25 protein-coding genes and 1 pseudogene are annotated in these 24,902 nt (G+C 64.6%); 13 read left to right on the top strand and 13 right to left on the bottom strand.

Features of this window, described 5'->3' with window-relative positions:
* Together ACXJL8_RS07785 and ACXJL8_RS07780 are read right to left on the bottom strand one after the other, a co-directional pair.
* Positions 1–312: pseudogene (locus ACXJL8_RS07785) on the bottom strand (hypothetical protein); the annotation flags it as partial.
* A 37-nt stretch (positions 313–349) separates the two neighbouring features.
* Positions 350–1,642 carry an adenylosuccinate synthase gene (locus ACXJL8_RS07780; RefSeq protein WP_456620335.1) on the bottom strand — a complete coding sequence of 431 codons (1,293 nt, stop codon included), beginning with the start codon at positions 1,640–1,642 and terminating at the stop codon, positions 350–352.
* A 421-nt stretch (positions 1,643–2,063) separates the two neighbouring features.
* On the opposite strand from ACXJL8_RS07780, the gene ACXJL8_RS07775 reads away from it, so the two are divergent.
* Positions 2,064–2,996, top strand: coding sequence for a DMT family transporter (locus ACXJL8_RS07775; RefSeq protein WP_456620334.1), 933 nt, complete (start codon positions 2,064–2,066; stop codon positions 2,994–2,996).
* Positions 2,997–3,108: 112 nt separating this feature from the next.
* Here the strand turns inward: ACXJL8_RS07775 and ACXJL8_RS07770 are convergent, their stop codons facing one another.
* Together ACXJL8_RS07770 and ACXJL8_RS07765 are read right to left on the bottom strand one after the other, a co-directional pair.
* Positions 3,109–3,513 carry a VOC family protein gene (locus ACXJL8_RS07770; protein ID WP_456620333.1) on the bottom strand — a complete coding sequence of 135 codons (405 nt, stop codon included), beginning with the start codon at positions 3,511–3,513 and terminating at the stop codon, positions 3,109–3,111.
* 54 nt (positions 3,514–3,567) lie between these two features.
* Positions 3,568–3,972: a hypothetical protein gene (locus ACXJL8_RS07765; protein ID WP_456620332.1), complete on the bottom strand. Its 405-nt coding sequence runs from the start codon at positions 3,970–3,972 to the stop codon at positions 3,568–3,570.
* A 73-nt stretch (positions 3,973–4,045) separates the two neighbouring features.
* Here ACXJL8_RS07765 and ACXJL8_RS07760 point away from each other — a divergent pair, with 73 nt between their 5' ends.
* Complete coding sequence (locus ACXJL8_RS07760) at positions 4,046–4,666, top strand: TetR/AcrR family transcriptional regulator (protein ID WP_456620331.1); 621 nt, start codon at positions 4,046–4,048, stop codon at positions 4,664–4,666.
* Between the two features lie 40 nt (positions 4,667–4,706).
* Here the strand turns inward: ACXJL8_RS07760 and ACXJL8_RS07755 are convergent, their stop codons facing one another.
* On the bottom strand, positions 4,707–5,096 hold the full coding sequence (locus tag ACXJL8_RS07755; protein WP_456620366.1) for a DUF1330 domain-containing protein: 390 nt from the start codon (positions 5,094–5,096) through the stop codon (positions 4,707–4,709).
* Between the two features lie 161 nt (positions 5,097–5,257).
* On the opposite strand from ACXJL8_RS07755, the gene ACXJL8_RS07750 reads away from it, so the two are divergent.
* Together ACXJL8_RS07750 and ACXJL8_RS07745 are read left to right on the top strand one after the other, a co-directional pair.
* Entirely contained in the window at positions 5,258–6,127 is an 870-nt protein-coding gene (locus ACXJL8_RS07750) for a DMT family transporter (protein WP_456620365.1), read from the top strand.
* Positions 6,128–6,226: 99 nt separating this feature from the next.
* Positions 6,227–7,204 (top strand): Bug family tripartite tricarboxylate transporter substrate binding protein, encoded by a 978-nt coding sequence (locus ACXJL8_RS07745; RefSeq protein WP_456620330.1) that lies wholly within the window; start codon positions 6,227–6,229, stop codon positions 7,202–7,204.
* A gap of 280 nt (positions 7,205–7,484) precedes the next feature.
* On the opposite strand, the gene ACXJL8_RS07740 is transcribed toward ACXJL8_RS07745, so the two are convergent.
* Entirely contained in the window at positions 7,485–9,170 is a 1,686-nt protein-coding gene (locus ACXJL8_RS07740; protein WP_456684828.1) for a methyl-accepting chemotaxis protein, read from the bottom strand.
* 266 nt (positions 9,171–9,436) lie between these two features.
* Here ACXJL8_RS07740 and ACXJL8_RS07735 point away from each other — a divergent pair, with 266 nt between their 5' ends.
* The 4 genes from ACXJL8_RS07735 (at position 9,437) to ACXJL8_RS07720 (ending at position 13,900) form a co-directional block, all read left to right on the top strand.
* On the top strand, positions 9,437–10,480 hold the full coding sequence (locus tag ACXJL8_RS07735) for a C-terminal binding protein (protein WP_456684827.1): 1,044 nt from the start codon (positions 9,437–9,439) through the stop codon (positions 10,478–10,480).
* Positions 10,481–10,565: 85 nt separating this feature from the next.
* Complete coding sequence (locus ACXJL8_RS07730) at positions 10,566–11,918, top strand: ABC transporter substrate-binding protein (RefSeq protein ID WP_456620327.1); 1,353 nt, start codon at positions 10,566–10,568, stop codon at positions 11,916–11,918.
* Between the two features lie 136 nt (positions 11,919–12,054).
* Positions 12,055–13,011: a carbohydrate ABC transporter permease gene (locus ACXJL8_RS07725; RefSeq protein ID WP_456620326.1), complete on the top strand. Its 957-nt coding sequence runs from the start codon at positions 12,055–12,057 to the stop codon at positions 13,009–13,011.
* The gene (locus ACXJL8_RS07720; protein WP_456684826.1) at positions 13,004–13,900 is read left to right on the top strand and encodes a carbohydrate ABC transporter permease; all 897 of its coding nucleotides are present in this window, start codon (positions 13,004–13,006) and stop codon (positions 13,898–13,900) included. The genes ACXJL8_RS07725 and ACXJL8_RS07720 overlap by 8 nt, the downstream gene beginning before the upstream one ends.
* 6 nt (positions 13,901–13,906) lie before the next feature.
* On the opposite strand, the gene ACXJL8_RS07715 is transcribed toward ACXJL8_RS07720, so the two are convergent.
* Complete coding sequence (locus tag ACXJL8_RS07715; RefSeq protein WP_456620324.1) at positions 13,907–14,800, bottom strand: LysR family transcriptional regulator; 894 nt, start codon at positions 14,798–14,800, stop codon at positions 13,907–13,909.
* A gap of 202 nt (positions 14,801–15,002) precedes the next feature.
* On the opposite strand from ACXJL8_RS07715, the gene ACXJL8_RS07710 reads away from it, so the two are divergent.
* The 5 genes from ACXJL8_RS07710 to ACXJL8_RS07690 all read left to right on the top strand — a co-directional run bounded on the left by ACXJL8_RS07710 (position 15,003) and on the right by ACXJL8_RS07690 (position 19,322).
* Entirely contained in the window at positions 15,003–15,974 is a 972-nt protein-coding gene (locus tag ACXJL8_RS07710) for an MBL fold metallo-hydrolase (RefSeq protein ID WP_456620364.1), read from the top strand.
* Positions 15,975–16,025: 51 nt separating this feature from the next.
* Positions 16,026–17,027: an alpha/beta fold hydrolase gene (locus ACXJL8_RS07705; RefSeq protein ID WP_456620323.1), complete on the top strand. Its 1,002-nt coding sequence runs from the start codon at positions 16,026–16,028 to the stop codon at positions 17,025–17,027.
* A 20-nt stretch (positions 17,028–17,047) separates the two neighbouring features.
* Positions 17,048–17,512, top strand: a complete 465-nt coding sequence (locus ACXJL8_RS07700) for a DUF6130 family protein (protein ID WP_456620322.1) — start codon at positions 17,048–17,050, stop codon at positions 17,510–17,512.
* Between the two features lie 144 nt (positions 17,513–17,656).
* Positions 17,657–17,839, top strand: coding sequence for a hypothetical protein (locus ACXJL8_RS07695; RefSeq protein WP_456620321.1), 183 nt, complete (start codon positions 17,657–17,659; stop codon positions 17,837–17,839).
* A gap of 127 nt (positions 17,840–17,966) precedes the next feature.
* Positions 17,967–19,322, top strand: coding sequence for an esterase-like activity of phytase family protein (locus ACXJL8_RS07690; protein ID WP_456620320.1), 1,356 nt, complete (start codon positions 17,967–17,969; stop codon positions 19,320–19,322).
* 172 nt (positions 19,323–19,494) lie between these two features.
* Here the strand turns inward: ACXJL8_RS07690 and ACXJL8_RS07685 are convergent, their stop codons facing one another.
* The 6 genes from ACXJL8_RS07685 to ACXJL8_RS07660 all read right to left on the bottom strand — a co-directional run bounded on the left by ACXJL8_RS07685 (position 19,495) and on the right by ACXJL8_RS07660 (position 24,885).
* Positions 19,495–20,325, bottom strand: coding sequence for a TonB family protein (locus ACXJL8_RS07685; protein WP_456620319.1), 831 nt, complete (start codon positions 20,323–20,325; stop codon positions 19,495–19,497).
* Positions 20,325–20,774, bottom strand: coding sequence for a TonB system transport protein ExbD (exbD, locus tag ACXJL8_RS07680; protein WP_456620318.1), 450 nt, complete (start codon positions 20,772–20,774; stop codon positions 20,325–20,327). Before exbD ends, ACXJL8_RS07685 begins: the two co-directional genes overlap by 1 nt.
* Positions 20,775–20,777: 3 nt before the next feature.
* Positions 20,778–21,554, bottom strand: a complete 777-nt coding sequence (gene exbB / locus ACXJL8_RS07675; RefSeq protein ID WP_456620317.1) for a tonB-system energizer ExbB — start codon at positions 21,552–21,554, stop codon at positions 20,778–20,780.
* Positions 21,555–21,580: 26 nt separating this feature from the next.
* Positions 21,581–22,084, bottom strand: coding sequence for a heme utilization cystosolic carrier protein HutX (gene hutX, locus ACXJL8_RS07670; protein ID WP_456620316.1), 504 nt, complete (start codon positions 22,082–22,084; stop codon positions 21,581–21,583).
* Between the two features lie 26 nt (positions 22,085–22,110).
* Positions 22,111–22,443 (bottom strand): antibiotic biosynthesis monooxygenase family protein, encoded by a 333-nt coding sequence (locus tag ACXJL8_RS07665; RefSeq protein WP_456620315.1) that lies wholly within the window; start codon positions 22,441–22,443, stop codon positions 22,111–22,113.
* Positions 22,444–22,539: 96 nt separating this feature from the next.
* Positions 22,540–24,885: a TonB-dependent hemoglobin/transferrin/lactoferrin family receptor gene (locus ACXJL8_RS07660; protein WP_456620314.1), complete on the bottom strand. Its 2,346-nt coding sequence runs from the start codon at positions 24,883–24,885 to the stop codon at positions 22,540–22,542.
* Positions 24,886–24,902 lie beyond the last annotated feature (17 nt).

Here is a 24,902-nt window from a genome sequence, read left to right as displayed (position 1 = left end):
GCCCTCGGTGGCGCGGGTGCTGGCCCGGCGGAAGGCGTCGCCGCTGCCGCCGCTGCTACGGGCGCCGCCACCGCCTGGGCGCGAGGCCTCGCGGGCGCGCTGGGCGGCCTCGGATTCGACCTTGCGAACGGCCTCCTCCAGCGACAGCCGTTCGCGGGTGATCTCGGATTCGGAGAGCGGCGGCTGCACGCTGCGGAGCTGTGCGATCAGCGCCGTGCGCGCCCGCTCATAGAGCGCGCGACGGCTTTCGCCGGGAGCGTTGGGATCCAGGGCGGCAATAGCGCGGGCGATCAGCGGATAGTAATCAGCCATTTCAACTCAACTATGCGCACGTCCCGGTAAGATATCGTTAAGCCTCAAACGGATTTTGCACCAGGATAGTATCCTCGCGTTCGGGGCTGGTGGAAAGCAGTGCGACCGGGCACCCGACCAATTCCTCGATCCGGCGGACATATTTGATGGCCTGGGCCGGCAGTTGCGCCCATGACCGGGCGTTCGCGGTCGGCTCCTTCCAGCCCTCGATGGTCTCGTAGATCGGCTCGACCCGGGCCTGGGCGCCCTCGCCGGCCGGGAAATGGTCGATCTCCTTGCCGTCGAGTCTGTAGCCGGTGCAGACCTCGATCGAATCAAAGCCGTCGAGGATGTCGAGCTTGGTCAGCGCCAGGCCGTTGATGCCGCAGGTCCGGACCGCCTGGCGGACCAGCACGGCGTCGAACCAGCCGCAGCGGCGCGGACGCCCGGTATTGGTGCCGAACTCGCGGCCGCGCTCGCCGATCTTGCGGCCGATCGCGTTGTCCTGCTCGGTCGGGAACGGCCCCTGGCCGACGCGGGTCGTATAGGCCTTGCACAGGCCGAGCACATAGCCGACGGCGCCCGGTCCGAGGCCGGAGCCGGTCGCGGCCTGCGCCGCCACCGTGTTGGACGAGGTGACATAGGGATAGGTGCCGTGGTCGACGTCGAGCAGCGCGCCTTGCGCGCCTTCGAACAGCATGCGCTTGCCTTCGCGGCGCTTGATGTCGAGCAGCCTCCACACCGTCTCGGCATAGGGCAGAAGCTGCGGCGCCAGCGCGGTCAGCTCGCGCAGGATATCCTTGCCGTCGAATTCCGGCAGGTTGAGCCCGCGGCGTAATGCATTGTGGTGAGCAAGGAGCCGGTCGATCTTGTGCGGCAGGGTGTCGAGATCGGCGAGATCCATCAGGCGGATGGCGCGGCGGCCGACCTTGTCTTCATAGGCCGGTCCAATGCCGCGGCGGGTGGTGCCGATGGCGGTCGCCGCATTGGAGGACTCGCGCAAGGCATCGAGCTCGCGGTGCAGCGGCAGGATCAGGGTGACGTTCTCGGCGACGCGCAGATTGTCCGGAGAGATCGCGACGCCCTGCGCCCGCAGCTTGGTCACCTCGTCGAGGAAGGCGGTGGGATCGAACACCACGCCGTTGCCGATCACGGACAGCTTCTGGTCGCGCAGCACGCCGGAGGGCAACAGCGCGAGCTTGTAGGTCTTGCCGTTGATCACCAGCGTGTGGCCGGCATTATGGCCGCCCTGGAAGCGGACGACGATGTCCGCCTGCTCCGACAACCAGTCGACGATCTTGCCCTTTCCCTCGTCGCCCCACTGGGCGCCGACGACGACAACATTGGCCATTCGCGGGTAATCCCTATGCAAACTGTCTCTAAGCGGCATGATCCTCCCGGAAAACGGGTGCCCACTTTTCCGGGATCATGCCTGCGCCCAGCCCAAGTCACGGCCGCGGCCGCTCGCATGCGAGGCAGCCCAACCGGATAAAGGAAGCGGCCCCTCTAGGCAAGCAAGAAGGGGGCTTTTTCGAGGTCGGGAAGGCAGTCCAAGCCTTTGATATCCCCTTAAAATCCTGCAACCTTCGGGGCCGGCGCCATGGCTTCGACCAAAGCCTCAGAAACCGCATCCGCGGTTGCATGGTCGCGATGCATCCGCCCCCCGTTGATGCAACCGCGATTTCCGTGTCTTTGAACGGGCCGGGTCTGAACCGGCCCGGGTGCCGCCGGGCCGGGGCCTTGGCGCATGACGCGGGGCCATAACAATCACAATGTCCGCCACCGACCAGACCACGGGCGCCGCCACACCCGGCCACAACTGGATCGCCAACCAGCCTTACCTCCTGCTCAGCATCACCGCGCTGTGCTGGGCCGGCAACGCCATTGTCGGCCGGCTCGCCGCCGGCCACATCCCGCCGGTGACGCTGTCCTTCCTGCGCTGGTTCTTCGCCTTCCTGCTGGTGCTGCCGTTCGCCTGGAAGCATCTCGCGCGGGACTGGCCCGCGATCCGCAGCAAGCTCGGCCTGATGGTCACCCTCTCGATCACCGGCATCGGCGCCTTCAACACCCTGCAATACTGGGCGCTGGAGCATACGCAGGCGCTCAACACCCTGCTGTTGCAGTCGTCCGCGCCGCTGATCGTGGCGCTCTGGTCGCTGGCCATCCTCGGCGTCCGGCTCACGGGCGCGCAGGCGTTCGGCGTTCTGCTCTCGATGTGCGGCGTGCTGACGATTCTCCTGCACGGCGATTTCACCACGCTGTCAAACATCGACTTCAACAAGGGCGACCTGATCTTCATCGTCGCGCTGATCTTCTTCGCGCTATATTCGGTGCTGAGCCTGAAGCGGCCGGCGATGCATGGCCTGTCGTTCCTCGCCTTCACCTTCGGCTGCGGCGCCGCCTGTCTCATTCCGCTGGAGATCTGGGAGCTCTACGCGCGTCCCGTGATGAAGCTCGACGGGCCGAACCTGCTGACCCTGTTCTATGTCGCAGTGTTCCCCTCGACGCTCGCCTATCTCTGCTTCAACCGCGGCGTGAGGCTGATCGGCGCCAACCGCGCCGCGCCGTTCTTCCACGTCGTGCCGGTGTTCGGCTCGATCATGGCCATGATCTTCCTGGGCGAACACCCGCAGGCCTTCCACTTCATCGGCTTCGCGCTGGTGCTGTCGGGCGTATTCGTGGCGTCAAGGAAGCAGACGACCTAGTCTCCGGAGCGCGTGTTGGGACTTGATTCATGGCGGCACGAGAAGGCCCCGCCATGAGTGATGTGTATCGGCTTTCGACGGCGCGGATGCGCCGGATTGAAATCGTCTGCGATCAAGCGTTCGCCGATGGGTTCATCCATACCAGCTCCCAGACATAGCCATCTCGGTCTTCAATGTGCCGGTTGTACATGAAGCCAAGGTCCTGTGCCGGGTTGGGATCGGCTCGACCGCCCGCAGCCACGGCGCGAGCCAGCGTTGCATCGACGGCATCGCGGTCCTCGACCGTAAGAGCGAACATGGCCTGGCTGTCGAGCCGCGCGTCGCCGATCCTGCGCTGGGTGAATTGGCGATAGTGGTCGTGGGTCAGCAGCATCACGCCGATCACGTCCGTGAACATGAGCAAGGTCGAATCTGCGCCGGAGAATTGGGGATTCACCACGCCACCGAGCGCCACGTAGAACGCTGTCGATGCGGCGAGGTCGCGTACGGGCAGGTTCACCAGAATCATCTTGGACATCGCTTTTCCTTCAAAAAACGGCTGGACGCCGCATTATCGTCTCAACGTTCACTTTCAGATGTAGCGCGCGGCGCCCATGCAGAGCGCTGTGATGCCGAGCAGCGCCGCCGCCACGCGCTGTGCGGTCGCAATGCGTGAACGCATGGCCGCTGAATCGCCCGCGCCACGGCGCAGGGCGCGGACCGCGCGGGGGCCGATTGCCGCCTGAACGCCGACCGCGATCAACGCGCAGACCGCGCCGAGCGCCAGCACCTGCTCGGGCGTGCCGAAACTGCCAGCGTGGACGAGATGGCCGAGATAGGCCCCGGTCAGGATCGCGATCGTCGCTGCCCCGAGTTGTGGAAAGACGAGCTGCTCCCCACCGGCACCGCCGGTGCGCGCCAGCGCAAAGCTTGATCCCGCCCAGAACACGGACGACAACACATGAAGCGAGAGGGCGATCACGAGGGCAGTCTGCATGGCAAGCTCCAAACCGGCTTCTAAATTAGATATACAATATGTATAGTCAATACGTCAAGAGAGTGGCAACGGCATGCCGAAGCGCAGCTATGTGAGTTCGGTCCGGGCCTCCGCGTCGGCGGAGACGCGCGAACGCATCATCGCGGCCGGTGCCCGGCTGTTGCGAAAGGACGCGAGCATCGCGAACTTCTCCCTCGACGTGGTGGCGAAGGCGGCCGGCGTCACGCGGCTGACCGTCTACAACCAGTTCGGATCGCGGCGCGGATTGTTGGAGGCCGTGTTCGACGACATCGCACGTCAGGGCGGGCTGTTCGAGCTGGCCGAGGTGATGGCGATGGCCGATCCGCGCGCCGCGCTCGACCGCGTCGTCGCGATCTTCTGCACGTTCTGGGCGCACGACCCCGCCATCGGCGGGCTCAACCAGGCGATCGCGACCGATCCCGAATTCGGCGAGGCGCTGGTCGCGCGCAACGCGCGGCGGCGCGAGCTGCTGACAGGGCTGGTCGCGCGCATCACGGAGAAACGCGCGGCAAAGCGCGCCTTGCAGGACGCGGTCGACCTGATCTTCGTCCTGACGAGCTACCCGACCTTCGCAGCGCTGAGCCCGCAGCGATCGACCGAGGAGGTCTGCCGCCTGTTGCAGACGGCCTGCCGTGACGCGGTGCATGCGGTGACGCAGGAGCGGAAGAAGTGATTGCTCCCCCGTTCACCCTCCCCTGGAGCGTAAGCGCGCGCTACTTCGCTCTGAACTTGCTGTAGGCCTCGCGCGTCGCGATGATGACGTGTTCGGCGCAGCCATTGACGCGATGCGGATCGGCCTCTCGCGCGTAGGCCTCCGACGTCATCATGTCGAGGAAGGCCGCCACGGACGGATAGGAGACCAGCGCGACGAAATCCCATGCGTTGCCGTCGTGCGGACCGAGCGCGACCGCCTTGGCCTCACCTGTCCACAGCAGCGTGCCGCCGCGTGCCTTGATCATGGGCACTGTGACCGCGCTGTAACGAAGATAGGCGTCCCAGCCCGAACCGTCGCCGTCGCGCGAACGGGCGTGGAAGCGCATGAGGTTCAGCATCACCACAGGCGCATGCCGCTCGAGCCCTTCCAGGCCCTCGATGTTCAACATATTGACCGCCAATGGCACCTCCTCGGGTCATGCCTGCATTGTAGCATTGCGGCGGCGTGACTTGTGTCACGGCGGGAAACCGGCGCAAGACCGACGCCAATGAAGATCGCTTCGTCGCCGCCGCCAGCCTCGCGGCCAGTTGGCTCAATAACCAGCCCTATCTGCTGTTGAGCCTGAGCTCGCTGTTCTGGGCCGCCAACATCGTGCTTGCGCGCCATGTCGGCGCTCATGTGCCGCCGCTGACGGTGACCACGATCCGCTGGTTCGGCGTGTTCCTGATCCTGCTGCCGTTCTCATGGCCGCACCTCAAGCGCGACTGGCCGGCGCTACGCGCGAGCCTGCCGCTGATGCTGTTCCTGTCRCTGGTGGGTTTTGCCTTCAACAACGCGATCTCCTACTGGGCGTTGCAATACACCGAGGCGCTGAACGCGCTTCTGATCCAGTCGGCCGGACCGCTGTTCGTGGCGCTGTGGTCGCTGGTGCTGTTCGGCGTACGGCTGACGGCCGCGCAGCTTGCCGGCATCGCGATCTCGCTGGCGGGCGTCCTGATCATCATCCTGCGCGGCGATCTGGCGGCGCTCGCAAGCATCAGCTTCAACAGGGGCGACATCATGTTCGCCTCCTCGCTGGTGGCGTTCGGACTCTACTCCGCCTTCATCCCGCGCCGGCCCAAGGTCCATCAGCTCTCCTTCCTGTCCTTCACCACCTGCTGTGGCGCGATCATGCTGCTGCCCACCGCCGTCTGGGAGGCCTGGAGCGGCAATGTCATGCAATTCGATACCGTGACGCTGGCGACGCTGGGCTACATCCTGATCTTCCCCTCGACGCTCGCCTATCTCTTCTTCAACCGCGGCGTGGCGCTGATCGGACCGAACCGGGCCGCGCCGTTCTTCCATCTGGTGCCGGTGTTCGGCTCGGCGATGGCGATCCTGCTGCTCGGCGAAAAGCTCCAGCCGTTTCACCTGATCGGCTACGCGCTGGTGCTTGCGGGCGTCGTGATCGCGTCGCGTCAGGCCTCGACGGTGAAATAATTCCGCGCGGCGGATGCTGCGGGCGACAAACTCACGCCTTCCGGTTTCAACGCGGAAACGCTAGGTTCCCTGCCAATCAAGAAGAGGGAACGTCCAAACATGCTGTCATCGCTCATCCGGGGCATTCGCACCATCGGCGCGGTCGCGCTGTGTCTCGCCGCCGCCTCGCCCGCCCTGGCGCAAAACTATCCGAGCCGCAACATCACGCTGGTGCTGCCGTTCGCGGCCGGCAGCGGCACCGACACCACGACGCGGCTGATCTCGCAGCATCTTGCGCAGGCGCTCGGCGTCGGCATCGTCATCGAGAACAAGGCGGGCGCCAACGGCATGATCGCGGCGACCTTTGTCGCGCGCGCCGCCCCCGACGGCTACACGCTGCTGGTGACCACCAACACCACGCATTCGGCCAATCCCTATTTGCTCAAGAGCCTGACCTACGATCCGGTCAAGGACTTCACCCCGATCGCGCGCACCGGCGACCTGCCCTTCATGCTGGTCATTCATCCGGACGTGCCGGCGAAAACCGTCGGCGAGCTGGTCGCCTATGGCAAGGCCAATCCGGGCAAGCTGAGCTACGCCTCCGGCTCGTCGTCGGCGATCGTGTCGGGTGCGACCTTTGCGCACAATGCCGGGCTCGACCTGCTGCACGTGCCCTACAAGAGCTCGCCGCCGGCGCTCAACGACGTCATGGGCGGCCGCGTCTCGATGATGTTCGTGGACATCCTGACCGGCCTGCCGCACGTCCAGGGCAATGCGCTACGCGCGCTCGCCGTCACCACCAAGGACCGCTCGTCGCTGGTGCCGCAGCTGCCCTCGATGCAGGAGGCCGGCGTGCCGGACTTCGACATCTCCTCCTGGCAGGGCTATTTCGGCCCGGCCGGCATGCCGAAGGAGATCGTGACGCGGCTCAACGCCGAGATCCGGAAGATCGTCGAGAAGCCGGAGATCAAGGCCCAGCTCGCCACCCTCGGCATGGACGCCTTCTCCGGCACGCCGGAGCAGCTCGGCACGTTCGTGGGCGAGCAGCTCGTGCTGTGGGAGAAGCTGATCACGAATGCGGGGATCGAGAAGCAGTGAGCCTCCTGGAAAGCTGTCATCGTCCGCCTTGTGCGCAATTGCGCACTGGGGCGGACGATCCAGTATTCCAGAGGCGGCCGTGCTCAAGCCGAGAGGCCGCAGCGTACTGGATGCCCCGCCGTCGCGGGGCATGACAGTCGTAGGGTGGGCAAAGCGGAGCGTGCCCACCACCAGTCATACCGAACCCAAAAAGAAAGAGGTGGGCACGGCGCTCGCGCGCCTTTGCCCACCCTACGAATTCCGCTGGATGCCCCGCCTTCGCGGGGCATGACAGCGAGGCTTACGCCGCACGCACCTTGGCGAGGAAGCCATCGACCGCGCTGCGCAGGGCGCCGGACTGGGTGTCGAGCTCGCGGGCGTTGGAGAGCACGTCGCTCGCCGCGCTGCCGGTCGCTTGCGCAGCCGAGGTGACACTGCCGATATTGGCATTGATCTCGCTCGAGCCGGCCGCGACCGACTGGATGTTGCGCGCGATCTCGCGGGTCGCCTCGCCCTGCTGCTMGATCGACGCGGAAATGCCCGCCGTGATCTCGCTCATCTCGGCAATGGTCTGGGTGATGCCGCCAATCGCCGCGACCGCATCGCTGGTCGAGGTCTGCATCGCCGCGACCTGGGCGGAGATTTCCTCGGTCGCCTTTGCGGTCTGGTTGGCGAGCGCCTTGACCTCTGAGGCCACGACCGCGAAGCCGCGGCCGGATTCGCCGGCGCGCGCCGCTTCGATGGTGGCGTTGAGCGCGAGCAGATTGGTCTGCGCCGCGATCGAATGAATCAGCTTGACCACCTCGCCGATCTTCTCGGCGCCGGTGGACAGCTCCTGCACCGTGGCGTTGGTGCGCTCGGCATCGCTGACCGCACGGCTCGCCACTTCGGTCGAACGCGTCACCTGGCGGGAGATTTCCGCAACCGAGCTCGACAGCTCCTCGGCGGCGGCGGCGACCGTGCCGACATTGCCGGACGCCTTCTGCGACGCCGCGCCGACGGTCGCGGCCCGCGAGGAGGCATCGCTGGCGGTCGCGGTCATCGACTGCGCCGTGGTCTGCATGCCGGCTGCGGCCGAGGAGACCGAGCGGACTATGCCGTTGACGCTGCGTTCGAAGTCGCTGGCGATGCCTTCCATCGCGCTGCGACGTTCCGCCGCGGCGCGCTCCTTGGCCACGGCCTCGGTCTGCTCGAGGTCGCGGATCCGGACCGCGTTGTCCTTGAAGATCTGGACGGTGGCAGCCATCGCGCCGACCTCGTCGCCGCGGCCGACGCCGGGAATGTCGCCCTCGAGCTTGCCGTCGGCGAGATCCTTCATCCGGGTGCCGAGCAGCGCCAGCGGACGGCTGATGCTGCGGCCGATCATCCAGGCGACGCTGCCGGCGACAATGACGATGCCGAGCATGGCGAGGCCGAGCAGCCAGTAGACCGGGCCCATCTTGGCGTCGATGTCCTCGAGATAGGCGCCGGTGCCGAGATACATGTCGAAGCCGGGAACGGCGACGGCGTAGCCGAGCTTGCGGATCGGCTTGTCCTGGCCGGGCTTCATGTATTCATAGAACAGCAGGATTTCGCCATTGGCCTTGACCCCGTCCATGATCTCGCGGGACAGCTTGCGTCCATTGGTCTCGACGTCCATGCGGTTCTGGCCGATCACCTTCGGATCCGGCGCAAGCTGCGTGATGCCGTCATAGCTGGTGCCGAACAGGTAGCCGGAATTCTTGTCATACGTCATCGCGTTGCCGTAGCGGCGGAGATCCGCGAACGCGGCATCCTTGGTCATCTCGCCGGCGCTGACCCGCTTCATCAAGGTGGCGGCGTAGTTGCGCGCCAATTCGACGATCGCCTTGGTCTGATCGATGCGCGCGTTCACCATCTCCTGCTTCATCAAGTAGCCGGCAAGAACGCCGGACACGCACAGGCCGAACAAGGTGACGCCGACAAGAATGCCGAGCTTGGGGGCGATCTTCAGGTTGCTCAACTTCACTGGATGGCTCCGGAGATGGAGATAAAGGGATACGGGCGCGCGACTGACTCGATCGAAATTGAATCAACTTTTAGTGTGGGACCCATTAGCAACCTGTTACGACGGGCCCGTAGAAGCCCTGACCGGAGAGCGAAAACCGACAATATCCATCGCATCCGACAACCGGGAATTGTACGCACCCTCGGTGATTTCGCGTAAAAGACGCAAAGGCCCGCCCACAGGTGCGGGCCGCAACAAGAACCGACAAACCAAATCGGGAGCAGGACATGCCGAAATACAGGGTGGTGACGCCGAAGGGCGCGAGCTTCACGGTCGCGGGCAGCGACTATTCCTACGAGCGTGAGGCGCTCGATCCGATCGATGCCGAGATCGTCGAGGCGCCCGCCAACGAGGCCGAGTTCATCGCGGCAGCGAAGACCGCCGACGCCATCTACGCCAAGGGCATCCCGATCACCAAGACCATCATCGACGCGTTGGAGAGCTGCAAGGTGATTACGCTCGGCTCGGTCGGCGTCGACAGCGTCGACGTCAAGGCCGCGACCGCACGCGGCATTCCCGTCACCAACATCCCCGACACCTTCATCGAGGAGGTCGCCGACCACGCCATGATGCTGCTGCTCGCCGGCTTCCGCCGCCTGGTCGAGCAGGACCGCATGGTGCGCAGCGGACGCTGGGCGGAGGGGCGGCCCGCGCTGTTGAAGATCCCGCGGCTGATGGGCCAGACCCTCGGCTTCATCTCGTTCGGCCGTGTCGCGCGTGCGGTCGCGAAGCGCGCGGCGCCCTTCGGCCTGCGCATGATGGCCTACGATCCCTTCATCCAGGAAACGCTGATGTACGACCACGGCGTCATCCCGGCGACGCTGAACGAGGTGCTGTCGCAATCCGACTTCGTCTCGATGCACGCGCCGGCCCGGCCGGAGGTGCACCACATGCTGACCGAGAAGCATTTTCGGCAGATGAAGAAGGGCTCGGTCTTCATCAATACCGGCCGCGGCGCCACGGTGGACGAGGAGAGCCTGATCAAGGCGCTGCAGGAGGGCTGGATCGCGCATGCSGCGCTCGACGTGCTGGARAAGGAGCCGCCGTCGCACAACAATCCCMTGCTCGGCATGGAGAACGTCACCCTGACTGCCCATGTCGCTTCCGCCTCGGCACGGTTCGACGAAGCGCGCAAGCGCCGCGTGGGCTACGAATTGTCACTGGTGCTGCAGGGCATGTGGCCGGTAAGCTGCGTCAACCCGTCGGTGCTGCAAAGCACCGCGCTCCGCCGCTGGCAGCCCGTCAGCATGGACCGCGGGCCGAACAGCTAGGCGGCCGGCGCAAAACGCGCCGGAAACCGCAAAGGCCCTTCACCGGCGATCAACGCCGGGAAGGGAGACATCAAGGGAGGAACTGATGAGGAACGACATCACACGTCGTGATGCCTTGGCGCTGGGCCTGTCCGCTACGGCATTCGCCGCCACTGGTGCTGCAGCGCAAACTGCGGGATCGCAGATCAAGGCCGCCGACGTCGCGGCGCCCAAGCTCGCCATCGAGAAGGGCGCGAGCCTGCGCATGTTGCGGCCGGTGCGCTTCGTCCAGGCCGACGAGGACGTGTTCCGCGCCAACGCGGCAAGTTTCACCAAGGAGACCGGGGTCGACATCAAGGTCGACTTCGTCGGCTGGGAGGACATCAACCAGCAGACCGCGGTGACCTCGAACTCCGGCGCCGGCCCCGACATCATCATCGGCTTCTCCGACGCCCCGCACATCTATGTCGACAAGCTGATCGAGCTCACCGACGTCGCCGACTATCTCGGCAAGAAGTACGGCGGCTGGCAGAACCTCGCGAAGGCCTACGGCAAAAAGGCCAAGAGCGATACCTGGATCGGCCTCCCGTTCGGCGCCACCGCCGGTCCCCTGATCTACCGCAAGTCGGTCCTCAAATCCGTCGGATTCGACAAGGCGCCGGACGACCATGCCGGGTTCCTGGATCTCTGCAAGAAGCTGCAAAAAGCCGGCAAGCCCGCCGGCTTTGCGCTCGGCAATGCCGTCGGCGACGGCAACGGCTTTGCGGACTGGATGATGTGGTCGCACAACGCCGCGCTGCTGGATGAAGAAGGCAATGTCACCATCAACAGCAAGGAGACCATCGCGGCGCTGAACTACGTCAAGGAGCTCTATCCGACCTTCATCGCCGGCACACCGTCCTGGAACGACGTCAGCAACAACCGCGCCTATTCCTCGCAGGAAATCGCGCTGACGGCGAACGGCGTCTCGCTGTACTTCTCGCTGAAGAACGATCCGGCGACCGCCGCGATCGCCGAGGATTCCGAACACCAGTTGCTGCCGAAGGGTCTCGCACCGATCTCGCCGATGTCGGGACTGACGCTGAACGCCATGGTGTTCAAGCACAGCCCCTATCCCAATGCCGCGAAGGCCTTCCTGCAGTTCATGCTGGAGAAGGAGCAGTACGAGCCGTGGCTCAACGCCAACAGCGGCTACTGGTCGCAGCCGCTCGCCGCCTATGCCGATGCGGCGGTGTGGAAGGGCGATCCCAAGGTGGCGATCTTCAAGAACACCATGAACAGCAACTACTACGCCGGCTACAAGGGTCCGATCTCGACCGCCACCGGGGCTGTTCGCGCGGACTACGTGACGGTGCAGATGTTCGCCTCGGTCGCGACCGGCGCCGCGACGCCGGAGGCGGCGGCCGCGGAAGCGGAGCAGCGCTGCAAGCGGTACTTCCGGCGTCAGGCGGCCAAGTGACGCCGAAAGGCGCGGCCGTCATTGCGAGGGGCAAAGCGACGAAGCAATCCAGGCTGTAACAACGGAAACAGACTGGATTGCTTCGCTTCGCTCGCAATGACGGTGTGGTGACATTCAAAACAGGACAAGCGACCCAATGTCCGTGACCACACTCTCCTCTCCCGCCCTGGCGGTCCGGCAACCGGGCTGGATCGTGCGGCTGTTCGACTACAAGCCGTTCCTGATCGTGATGTGCCTCGCGCCCGCGCTCGGGCTGCTCGCGGTCTTCCTCACCTATCCGCTCGGCCTCGGCATCTGGCTCGCCTTCACCGACACCACGATCGGCCGGCGCGGCGTCTTCGTCGGCCTGGAGAATTTCCAGTACCTGCTCACCGACCCCCTGTGGTGGAACGCGGTGTTCTACAGCGTGTTCTACACCGGCGTCGCGACCTTCGGAAAATTCGCGCTCGGCTTCTGGCTCGCGCTGCTGCTCAACAACCATTTCCCGTTCAAGAGCCTGCTCCGCGCCATCGTGCTGCTGCCCTGGATCGTGCCGACGGTGCTCTCGGCGCTGGCATTCTGGTGGATCTACGATCCGCAGTTCTCGATCATCTCCTACCTGCTGGTCGACGTGCTGCACTGGCGGTCGACCAATATCGACTTTCTCGGCTCGCCCTGGCCGGCGCGCTTCTCGCTGATCGTCGCCAATATCTGGCGCGGCATTCCCTTTGTCGCGATCTCGCTGCTGGCGGGCCTTCAGACCATCTCGCCGTCGCTCTACGAGGCCGCGATGCTCGACGGCGCCAGCGCCTGGCAGCGCTTCCGCTACATCACCTTCCCGATGATGATGCCGATCCTCGCCATCGTCATGACGTTCTCGATCATCTTCACCTTCACCGACTTCCAGCTGGTCTACGCCATCACCCGTGGCGGCCCCGTGAACTCGACCCATTTGCTGGCGACGCTGGCGTTCCAGCGCGGCATCGCCGGCGGCGAGCTCGGCGAAGGCGCCGCGATCGCGGTGTCGATGATCCCGTTCCTGGTGTTCGCGACGCTGTTCTCCTATTTCGGCCTGGCGCGCCGCAAATGGCAGCAGGGAGAGAGCAATGACTGATACCGCCGCGCAACCGGCCGCCGTCGCCACCACACCGCCGGACACCATGGCCTGGGATTCCGGGCTGCGGYGGCTGATGATGATCTACCTGCCGCTCGGCTGCTTCGTGCTGATCCTGCTGTTTCCGTTCTACTGGATGGCGATCACGTCGTTCAAGCCGAACGCAGAGCTGATGAATTTTAGGGAACACAACCCGTTCTGGATCACCTCGCCGACGCTCGCCCACATCAAGCATCTGCTGTTCGACACCGCCTATCCGCGCTGGCTGAAGACGACGATGCTGGTTGCGATCGGCTCGACCACGCTGTCGCTGATCGCGAGCACGCTCGCGGCCTACGCCATCGAGCGCTTGCGCTTCCGCGGCAGTCCCTATGTGGGCCTCGGCATCTATCTCGCCTATTTGGTGCCGCCGTCGATCCTGTTCATTCCGCTCGCCACGGTCGTGGTGCAGTTCGGCCTGTTCGACAGCCCGATGGCGCTGATCCTGGTCTATCCGACCTTCCTGGTGCCGTTCTGCACCTGGCTGCTGATCGGCTATTTCAAGTCGATCCCGTACGAGCTGGAAGAATGCGCGCTGGTCGACGGCGCCACAAGGCTCCAGATCCTGCGGCGGATCACGCTGCCGCTGGCGGTGCCCGGCCTGATCTCGGCCGGCATCTTCTCCTTCACGCTGTCCTGGAACGAATTCATCTACGCGCTCGCCTTCATCCAGAGCGGCGCCAACAAGACCGTGCCGGTCGCGATCCTGACCGAGCTCGTCACCGGCGACGTCTACCAATGGGGCGCGCTGATGGCGGGATCGCTGCTCGGCTCGCTGCCGGTTGCGATCTTCTACTCGCTGTTCGTGGATTACTACGTGTCCTCACTCACCGGCGCGGTCAAGGAATAGCAAGAGCTAAGCCAGCCGTGCCTTGAGGCGCGGCGTGACCCAGCTGAGAAAGGCGCGGAGCTTGAGTGGCACGGGCTTGCGCTCCGCATAGACGATATGCACCGGCCACGGTTCCTGCTCGAATTTTTCCAGCATGAGAACGAGTTTCCCCGCGCGCCGCGCGGTCTCCATCTTGTAGGACATCACCCGCGCGATGCCGGCACCCGCAACCGCGGCCTCGACCGCCGCCTCGGAGTCGCTCACCGTCAACCGCGATCGTATCGGGGTCGCAACTTCGCGGCCGCCTATGACGAACTTCCAGTTACGCTGAGCCGCGACGCTGTCGATGCTGATACAGTCGTGAGCTGCAAGATCGGCGGGCGCACTTGGCCGCCCGTGTTTGGCGAGATATGTGGGGCTCGCACAGAGCGCGAACCGGACCGAGCCGACCCGGGTCGCTATCAGGTTGCTGTCGGGGAGATTGCCGATCCGAATCGAAATATCGATGTTCTCCTCGACGGTGTTGACGATGCGGTCGGTCAGGACGAGCCGCAACGCGATCTCGGGATAGGCCTCCATGAATTCGAGCGCAATCGGCAGGAGGTGCATGTGCCCCAGTCCCCACGGCGAAGTGACTGCGAGATCGCCCTTGGGCGCCCTGTACTCGCCGGAGACCTCCCGTTCGGCGTCGTCCACCTGCTCGATGATGCGCTTACAGGCCTCGATATAGGATCGCCCGGCATCGGTCAGTGTCACCTGACGTGACGATCGCTGAAACAACTGGGCTTTCAGTCGCGCCTCAAGCTCGGCGACTTTGCGGCTGACGGTCGCGACCGGCGTCTTAAGACGCCGCGAGGCAGCCGAAAAGCTTCCTGTCTCGGTGACCGCGATGATCACCGACATCGCCTCCAAGCGGTCCATCAGACCTGTCTTTCCAGATATTGAGAAGTTGGTTCTCGACCATACCGGCTGCTCCATTCCGCAGCAATCAGCTACGTCGGAAACGATCTGGGGCCTTGGGTGGGGCCTTGGGAATGCGACGGTTGGATGGTTGCCTGAAAAACGATCAATCGACGCGCCGCCCGGTTTGCATACCGTCGACCGACTGACAACCGAGGACGCCATGGGATTGGACACGAGAGATTTGCTGTCGCGCCGTCACTTTTGCCTCTGCTGCCTGGCCGGCACGGCAATCGGGGCGAGCAACGGCTGGCTTTCGCCGCGCCAGGCCTATGCCGAAGCGCGAGGCCTCGTCAGCCTGATCAAGGACAGTGCTGCGACATCCCCGATCGTCACGCACAAGCTCCGAAGCAACATTGCGGTGCTGGAAGGCTCCGGCGGCAACATTGCCGTCCTCACCGGGCCTGACGGCAAGCTGCTGATCGACGCGGGCATCCGCGTCTCGCGTACCCAACTCACCAGGGCGCTGTCCGATCTCGGCAACGCCCCTGTCACCCATCTCGTCAATACTCACTGGCATTTCGATCACGCCGACGGCAACGAATGGCTCAATTCCGCCGGCGCCAGGATCATCGCGCAGGAAAACACCCGAAAGCACCTCCTCGGCGTTCAGCGCGTCGAGGACTGGGACTACAACTTCCTTCCGCTCGGCCCCGGCGGAATTCCCAGCGAGACATTCTCCGGCAGCCACGAGCTCCGGCTCAACGGAGCCTCGATCGGCCTGAAGTACTACGGGCCCGCGCACACCGACAGCGACATCTCCGTTACCTTCGCAGAAGCCAACGTCGTTCATGTCGGCGACACCTTCTGGAACGGCATCTACCCATTCATCGACTATTCGACCGGCGGCAGCATTGACGGGATGATCGCGGCATCGGACGCCAATCTCGCCGCGACCGACGCGGATACGATCATCATTCCCGGTCATGGCCAGCCGGTCAGCAACAAAAACGAGCTTCAGGCCTTCCGCGACATGCTTGTCGCGATCCGCGACAACGTCGCCCGGCTGAAGGCACAAGGACGAACGCGGGACGAAAGCGTCGCCGCCAAACCGACGGCGGCCTTCGACGCGAAATGGGGGCAGTTCGTGATCGATCCCGGCTTCTTCACCAGACTGGTCTACCAGGGTGTTTGAAAAGCGAACGGCTGACGTTCGTGAACCATCTGTTTTGACAGGAAAATCGACATGAGCATCGCAGACATCGCGCCCCCGACAACCCGCATCGACCGTCGCCGCGTCGTTCTCGGACTATCCGGAATGACTGTAGCCGCTGCTCCGTCGAGTGCATCAGCCAAGCCGCAACGGGACGCGCAGGGCACCAGCTATCCGGTCGTCTACCATCGAACCAAGACCGTCGATGGGATCAAGATATTCTATCGCGAAGCGGGTCCGAAGGACGCACCGGTGGTGGTGCTGCTGCACGGCTTCCCGACCTCCTCGCACATGTTTCGCAACCTGATCCCGGCCCTGGCCGACCGCTACCACGTGATCGCTCCCGACTATCCCGGCTACGGCCAGAGCGACATGCCGCCGCGCGCGACGTTCAAGTACACGTTCGACCGCTTCGGTGAGCTCGTCGACGGCCTGCTCGGTCAGCTCGGCGTCACCCGCTATGCGATGTATGTGATGGACTACGGCGCTCCCGTGGGCTGGCGCCTGGCGCTCAAGCATCCCGAGCGGATCAGCGGCCTGATCGTGCAGAACGGCAATGCCTATGACGAAGGGCTGAAGGAATTCTGGAATCCGATCAAGCAATACTGGGCCGACGGGTCCGAGACGAGCCGGCAGGCGTTGATGAAGCTGGTCACGCTGGAGACGACGAAATTCCAGTACACCGATGGCATGTCCGACGTGAGCCGTATTTCGCCTGACAACTGGCTCCAAGATCAGGCGCTGCTCGACCGTCCCGGCAACAGCGAAATCCAGATGGACCTGTTCTACGACTATCGGACCAATCTGCCGCTGTATCCCGCAGTGCAGGCCTACTTCCGCAAGCACAAGCCCCCGACACTGATCGTCTGGGGCAAGAACGATTTCATCTTCCCCGCCGACGGCGCCCATCCCTACAAGCGCGACCTGCCGCAGGTGGAATTTCACCTCATCAACACCGGCCATTTCGCGCTTGAGGACAAGTTCGACGAAATGGTTCCCCTGATCCGCGACTTCCTCGCCCGCAAGATCGCCTGATCATTTCGGAAGGAACGGACATGTATGCCACCCTCGACTGCATGGCCGTTCTGGCGGTCTCCACATTGTTTGCAGCGGCTGCCGTCGCCCAAACCGCCAGGGACGTGCGTGGCCCCTCCCCGCTGGTCGCGATCGAGAACGAGGCGCCCGCCCGGCTGATCGTCGATCCGCCGCTTGCCGACCAATTGGCGCGGGGCCTCGTCTTCATCCAGTACGCAACGGAAAACCTGCGTATCGTGCCGGTATTCGGCAAGGGCGCGCTCGACGTATCGCCGCGTATCGGCCACGTTCATGTCACGGTCGACGACGCGCCGTGGCATTTTGTCGATGCCAGTGGCGAGACCGTAATCGTGGTCGGACTGAATCCAGGCCCGCACAAGGTGCTATTCGAGTTGGCCGATCCCACGCACCGCGTGATCGATAGCAAGATGGTCAGCTTCGAGATTCCGCAGCATCCAAACCCGGCGCCCGCACCGGCGCGGTAAGAGTGGGAGGAATTCAAGCATGTGAGGTGACCGATCGGCGCGCGCGAAGCGCCCCCAAATCGCGTTTTCGGACGTCTTTACACCTGACGGTCTGCTGCGTAGGCTCCAGAGCATTGTTGTTTTTTATTTTCTGGAGCATTTGACATGAAGACATTGGCCTTGATCGTCGCCGCTGTTCTATTGCTCGTCCCTGCCGCATCCAGCGTGCAGGCTCAGACCGGAAGCTCGACCGCGACCAAAAAGAGCAGCAAGCCGCCACAGGCGAAAAATCTGCCCCGATGCAGCCGCGCAATGCAGATGGCCGGCAAACCGTGTTACGGCGGATAACGCGCAGCGACGGGTGAACAAAGCCCCGGGCATCGCGCCGGGGCTTTGCCTGCGGCCTTTGGCCCGGGTTCACAAAACTGCAATGTGCGATCCGCATAAGGCGTGCTTCCGCTAACAGGAGACGCACATGCGCGCGACCTTTCTTGCCTCCGTCGCAACGATCATTCTCACCGCGAGCACGGCGCTCGCCGAGAACGAGGGCGAATTCCCGGCCAAGCTCGCAGGCCACGTGGTGATGCCGGCCGAGTCGTTCATCGACGCCCCGGCGGATGCGCCCGCCGATCTCAAGACCTCCGGCAAATACACCACCGGCAAGCGCGTCGACGCGCTCGGCACCGTGATGGGCAAGTCCTTTGAGCGTTCGACCGGCGTCTCGCTGCCGTTCAAGGGCCAGCCGCTCCAGGGCCATTCCGGCATCAAGACGATGCCCGACGGCACCTTCTGGGTCATCACCGACAACGGCATGGGCGCGCGCGCCAACTCGCCGGACTCGATGCTGTATCTCAACCGCTACAAGATGGATTGGGCGAGCGGCAAGATCGAGCGCCAGGAGACCGTCTTCCTGCACGATCCGGACAAGAAGGTGCCGTTCCGCATCGTCCATGAAGACACGCAGAAGCGTTACCTCACCGGCTCCGATTTCGACACCGAAGGTTTCCAGATCATCGGCGACACCTTCTGGATCGGCGACGAGTTCGGCCCCTACATCCTGAAGGCCGACAAATCAGGCAAGATCCTCGGCGTGTTCGAGACGGTCGCCGACGGCAAGCCGGTGCGCTCGCCCGACAACTGGGCGGTGGCGACCCCGGGCGCGCCGGGCGCGACCTACACCAACGTCAACCTGCGCCGCTCCAAGGGCTTTGAGGGCTTTGCCTCGTCGAAGGACGGCAAATTCCTCTACGGACTGCTCGAGGGTCCGCTGTGGGATGCCGACAAGAAGGACTGGGAGAAGGTCGACGGCAAGGAGGCCTCCCGCATCCTCGAATTCGACGTCGCCGCGGAAAAGTTCACCGGCCGCTACTGGCAGTATGTGTTCGAGCAGAACGGCAACGCCATCGGCGACTTCAACATGATCGATCCGAGCAGCGGCCTCATCATCGAACGCGACAACGGCGAAGGCACCGCCGACAAGGCCTGTCCGCAGGGCACCCGCGGCGACAATTGCTTCCCCGACATCGCCAAGTTCAAGCGCGTCTACAAGATCGAGCTGACCGACGCCAATGTCGGCAAGCCCGTGCGCAAGATCGGCTATATCGACCTCATGAAGATCCGCGACCCCGACAAGAAGGCGCGGAAACCGCTCAATGACGGCGTCTACACCTTCCCGTTCTTCACCATCGAGAACGTCGACCGGGTCGACGACACCCACATCATCGTCGGCAACGACAACAATCTGCCGTTCTCGTCCAGCCGCGATCCCAACAAGGCCGACGACGACGAGTTCATGCTGCTCGAGGTCGCGGACTTCCTGAAGGCGAAGTAGGCTGACGCTCTCTCCTCTCCCTCTCCCCGTTCTTACGGGGAGAGGGTYGGGGTGAGGGGCTSYMTCCACGAAAACGGTGACAGTTGGACTCGCGGAGAGTCCCCCTCACCCGGATCGCATCTTGCGATGCGATCCGACCTCTCCCCGCAAGCGGGGCGAGGTGAAGAGCCCCCTACCTCACCGTAAACTCCACCGGAATCGTGAAGCTCATCGCGCCGTTGGTGATCTCGGGCGGGATCGGCGGAAACGGCTGCGCCTGGCGGATCATGGACATGGCCTGGGCATCGAAGGCGGCGACGCCCGACGAGCCGCCGAGACGGCTGGACGTCACCTGCCCGCTCCGGCTCAGCGTAAAGCTCAGCCGCGCGACGCCGCGCTGACCGCCGCCACCGGACGGATATTGGTGGAAGCGCATCAAATGCGCGCGGACGCGCTGATTATAGGACGCGATCACTGAAGCCACCGCACCTGCGCTCATGGCGGAAGCCATCGGCGCCTCGCGCTCGGCGCGCGACGGCGCGCTGGTGCGCGGCGCGGGCGTCGCTTCCGACGGCTTCTTGGCCTCACGGCGAACCAGTTTCGGCTTCGCAGGCAAGGGCTTTTCGACCGGCACGATCTTCGCAGCCTCGGGCCTGGCCGGTGCCGGCTCCGGCCTCTGCTCCGGCGGCGCGACGACCTCCGGCTTCTCCTGCGGCGGCGTCGGCGCGATGGTGTCCTCGACGACTTGCTGCTGCACGGGCTCCGGCGGCGAGGCGTCGGCCTCCTGCATCAGCGGTCCCGGCGCGACGTTGTCCTGGGTCGGTTGCGGCGCCGAGGTCACGGGTGACATGTCCACCATGATCGCGGGCAGGCTGACGCCCTGTTCCGGCTGTGACCTGAGCCAGCTCATCGCAAGCAGCGCGGCGGCAATATGCAACGCCACGATCATCGCCGCCGACACGCCCCAGCGTATGCCCTCGCGCTCGCCAAGCGGTTCGTGCAGGGCAAAGGCGTTCGCGGCCATCAGCTACGTCCGTCGAGGCCGACCAGCGCGACCTTGAGATAACCGGCATTGCGCAAGGTGTTCATCACCTCCATCAGATCGCCGTAGGAGACCGCCTTGTCGGCGCGCAGATAGATGCGCTCGTCCTTGCGGCCCTTGGTGGCGGCGTCGAGCGATGTGGCAAGCGCGTCGCGGGCGACGACGTCCTCGCCCACGGCGATCGAGAGGTCCGGCTTCACGGTGACGAAGACCGGCTTGTCCGGCCGCGGCGCCGGCTCGGCGGCAGTCGCCGGCAGCTCGACGCCGATATCGACGGTGGCGAGCGGGGCCGCCACCATGAAGATGATCAGGAGCACCAGCATCACGTCGATGAACGGCGTGACGTTGATCTCGTGCGTGACGTCGAGATCGCCGGGGTCGCCGCGCGACCTGAGCCCCGATAGCGAGCGTCCGCCGAGCTTCGCGGCCATGGCCTACTCCGCCGCCCGCGCCAGGCGGAAATCGCGATGGTCACGCTGGCGGCTCACCAGCAGCATGAGCTGCGCCGAGGCGTCGCCGAGCAGCGCGCGGTAGTTGGTGATGCCGCGGACGAGGTGATTGTAGATCACCACCGCCGGGATCGCGGCGACGAGGCCGAGCGCGGTGGCGAGCAGCGCCTCCGCGATGCCCGGCGCGACCACCGCGAGGCTCGTGGTGTGGCTCTCGGAGATGCCGATGAAGGAATTCATGATGCCCCAGACCGTGCCGAACAGGCCGACGAACGGCGCGGTGGCGCCGATGGTCGCGAGCACGCCGGTGCCGCGCGCGATCTGCCGCGACATCGCCGCCTCGACCCGCTCCAGCCGCAGCGCCACGCGCTCCTGGAGACCGTCGTCGAGGACGCCGCCGGAGAGCTCCGCCTCCCTGGCGCAGGACTGGATGAGCTGGGCGACCGCATCATGCGCATCGCCGGCCCGCTCTGCCGCCTCGGCGAGCTTCATGTTGCCTTCAAGCGCGCGCGTGCGCATCACAGCGAGCGCGCTCTTGCGGCGCAGCTCGATGGTCTTGGCGAGCCACACCGTCCACGTCACCAGCGAGGCGACGGCGAGCCCGATCATCACCGCTTTCACGACGATGTCCGCGCTGACGAACATGCCCCAGGGCGACAGATTGCGCGGCAACAGCGCCTCGTCGATCGCGAAGGCCGGGGCCGGCGCGAGCGCCAGCGCGATTGTTACGATCACGTGCCGAAGCCTGGAATTGCTTTGCATCCTGATCTCCCGACAGACAGAAGAAACTACGCCGCGATCCGGTCCGCGAGCTGACGGAACCGCACAAGCTGGTCGGCGCGCAACGCGCGGGCCTCGTCGCGACCGACGAAGACCTTGAACATGATGCCGCCGTCGGCATTGACGAAGGCGACGAAGGCCGAGGTCTTGCCCATGAACGGACGCTCGACGAAAGCCACGGCCGCACAGCGCTCGTGCCGGAGATGGCCGTGCAGTCCCTTCGGCTGCGTCAGGTTGAAGTAACCGCGGCCGATCTCGCCCGCGGGGATGCTGCCTGTGAACTCGAAGATCGCATCATCGGTGTGCACGATCAGCGTCACCTCGCCCCACTCTGCGATGTCCTGCATCGCGGCGGCGAAATGCTCGCCGGCGCCGATGCGGACCATGGACGGCGGCAGCGCCTCGATCACCGCGCGTGGCGAGACCTTGCGCTCGCGCGCAACGTCCTCGATCACCGCGCCGGGATTGTCGGCCATATGCGCCCTGAGATCGGCGAGATCGGTACTCGGCATGTCCGGCTCCTCTCGTGCTCGCCACCTCAGGCGGCTGCGGCCTTGCGCTCGCTCTGGATCACCTCAAAGCCCTCGAACTTGGGATGGCCGAGATAGAGGCTCTCGCCGGTCCTGTTGTCGGCGCGAGCGTGGGCGCGGCGGAATTCCTCCGAGCGCGTCCAGGCCTCGAACGCCGCCTTGTCGACCCAGGTGGTGTGCGACGAGTACAGCGTGTGGTCCTCGGCCTCGGGGCCCTTGAGCAGATGAAACTCGACGAAGCCCGGCATGGTGCCGAGATAGGATTCGCGGGTGGCCCAGACGGTCTCGAACGCGGTCTCCGCGCCCTTCTTCACCTGGAAGCGATTCATAGCGATGAACATAAAGTCTCTCCTTCTGATCAAGACGAAAACGCGCCGAAGCCGCGCTGGAGCATCAACGCGGCCCGGCGGAGATTAATGGTGTTGCGATGCCTGGGCTCACGCACCTCCAAAGTGGATCTTCAGGCCGGCCTTGTAGACCCTGCCCGGTCCCGGGCTCGACCAGAGCACGTCGTTCTGCGTGGTGCCGTCGGTTGAGCTGCCGGGAATGGCGTAAGGCCGGTAGTACTGGTTCAAGAGGTTGTCGATCGAGGCCGAAAACACGATGTCCTTGGTCGCGTTGTAGGTCAGGTAAAGATTGACCAGATCGTAACCGGTCGACGGGACGTAGCCGACAGGCACGTCGTTGTTGGGGCCGAAGGATGCCCACTGTGCCGACAGGATCAGGGTGCGGTCGAGCAGGCGGACACCACCGGTCGTGACGACCTTGGTGGGGGTGATGGTCGCGAGCCCGATATTGGTCGCCACGTTCTTGCCCTTGATGTAGTGACCGGCGACACCGACGAACCAGCCGCCGGCATCGTACATGGTCTCCGCCTCAAAGCCCTCGATCCGGGCATTGGCGATGTTCTGGTACTGGTAGTACTGGCTCGCCGGGCCGAACGGCGTCGCCACCAGCGGCGAGGCGACGAGGTCGATGTAGTCGCTGACGTCGTTGCGGAAGAGGTTGATCTTGCCGCGGAACGAGTCGGACGCTGAGAAGATGTTGTCATACTTCAAGTTGAAGCCGACTTCCTTGTTCTTGCCGACTTCGGGACGAAGGTTCGGGTTGGGCAGGAAGCAGAACAGGCCGCTGGTCCCATCAGGACAGGGGAAGAAAACCGGTCCGCCGCCGGTCGCATGCGCGCCGGAGATCACCGTCTCCGTGATCGACGGCGCACGATAACCCTCGGCATAGCTGACATAGGGCTGGAAGCCCGCCACCGGAGTAACGCCGAGGGTGATCTTCGGCGAGAAGCGATCGCCACCGGCGTGCGTATTGCCAGAGTCCAGGTCGTAGCGGTCGTAGCGGATCGCACTCACCGCCTCGAACCATGTGCTGTAGTTCTGCTTCAACTGGAGGAAGCCGCCTGACACCGTACGGATGCCGCTTGGCGTAGTGATGTTGGAGTTGCCGCGACTGTCGGTGGTCTTCACATCGTCCTGGAACGCATCGACGCCCCAGGTGACCGCGTTGCGCCAGTCGCCGACATTGAAGCGCGTGGTGTTGTTGGCATCGAAGCCGACCGTATCCAGTACATAGCCGCGCTTGTCGCCGACGCAGCCCGAAACGTTGTTTCCGAAGCCGCCGTTGCAAAAAACCGAGGTGGTCGTGCCGTAGTGATAAGTCTTGGTCTGATCGTTGTCGGTGCGGTTACCGTAGACCGACATGTGCCAGTCGAACAAATTGTCGCTCGGCAGCGAGTAGTTCCAGGTGATGGTGCCGGTGTAGTTCTTGGCATCGGATGCGTAGACCGACGAACCGCGATTCAGCGCAATCAACGCCTGGCTCGTCGTCGGACCGCGATTGAACTGGCCGATATCGTACTGATAGTCCTGGAAGACCGCGCCGAACTTGACCTCGTGACCGATCGCGGGGCGCACCGTGAGCTTCATCAGCCCGGCCTCGACCTGGTTGCCGGTGTTGCCAATCTCGGTGCCGTTTCCGTCCTTGTAATTGCCTTGCGTGCGGTAGACCGCGCCGCCAAAGATATCGACGTCGGGGGTGGCGCGCACGCCGCCGAATACCGAGCCGAGGCCGCGATTGGTGTTGGAGCCATAGGAGCCGGAGAGATCAACGCCCCAGCGCTCGCCGGGCCGCAACACGTCGTTGATGTCCTTGGTCCGGAACGAGACGACGCCGCCGATCGCGCCGGAGCCATAGATATTGGCGGTCGGACCGCGCACGATGTCGACGCCGCCGATCAGCTCGGGATCGAGGAAGAAGGAGCCGTTGGCGTTGTGACCGGTACGCTGATAGTTCTGCCGCGCACCGTCGACGACTACCGCGACGCGGCCGAAATCCTGCAAGCCGCGAATGTTGATGACGGTCGCAGGATCGTCGCCGCGCTCCTGGAACGACACGCCGGGCACGGCGTAGAAGATATCAGACAGCCGGTTCGGCTGGAGACCCTGGATCTGGTCGAGCGTCACGGTGCTGACGGGCGCAAGCGCATCGATCGCGCGCTCCGGGGTTTTGGTTGCGGCGACCGTGATGGTGTCGAGCGTCTGTACGGGTGCGGTGCCGCCGGCCTGGGCGCGGGCGTTCATCGCCTCGGGTGTCGCCTGCTGCGCGACTTGCGGCTTGGCCGGCTTGCGCTTGGCCTGTTTCGGCCGTTCCGGCGACGCGTGCTCGGCTTGCGGCGATGCGGTCTGCGCAAGACCGCTCTCCGTCGCCAATGCCGCGATTGAAACCACCGACGCGCCCAAAATCAGGGCGCGCGAATACCTAGCCCCGTCAGCCATATCACCCCAGCCTGCAC

This window comes from Bradyrhizobium sp. P5_C11_2 (assembly GCF_054049755.1).
Note: the sequence above shows the minus strand (reverse complement) of the source record. Positions and strands in the feature narration are given on the sequence as shown.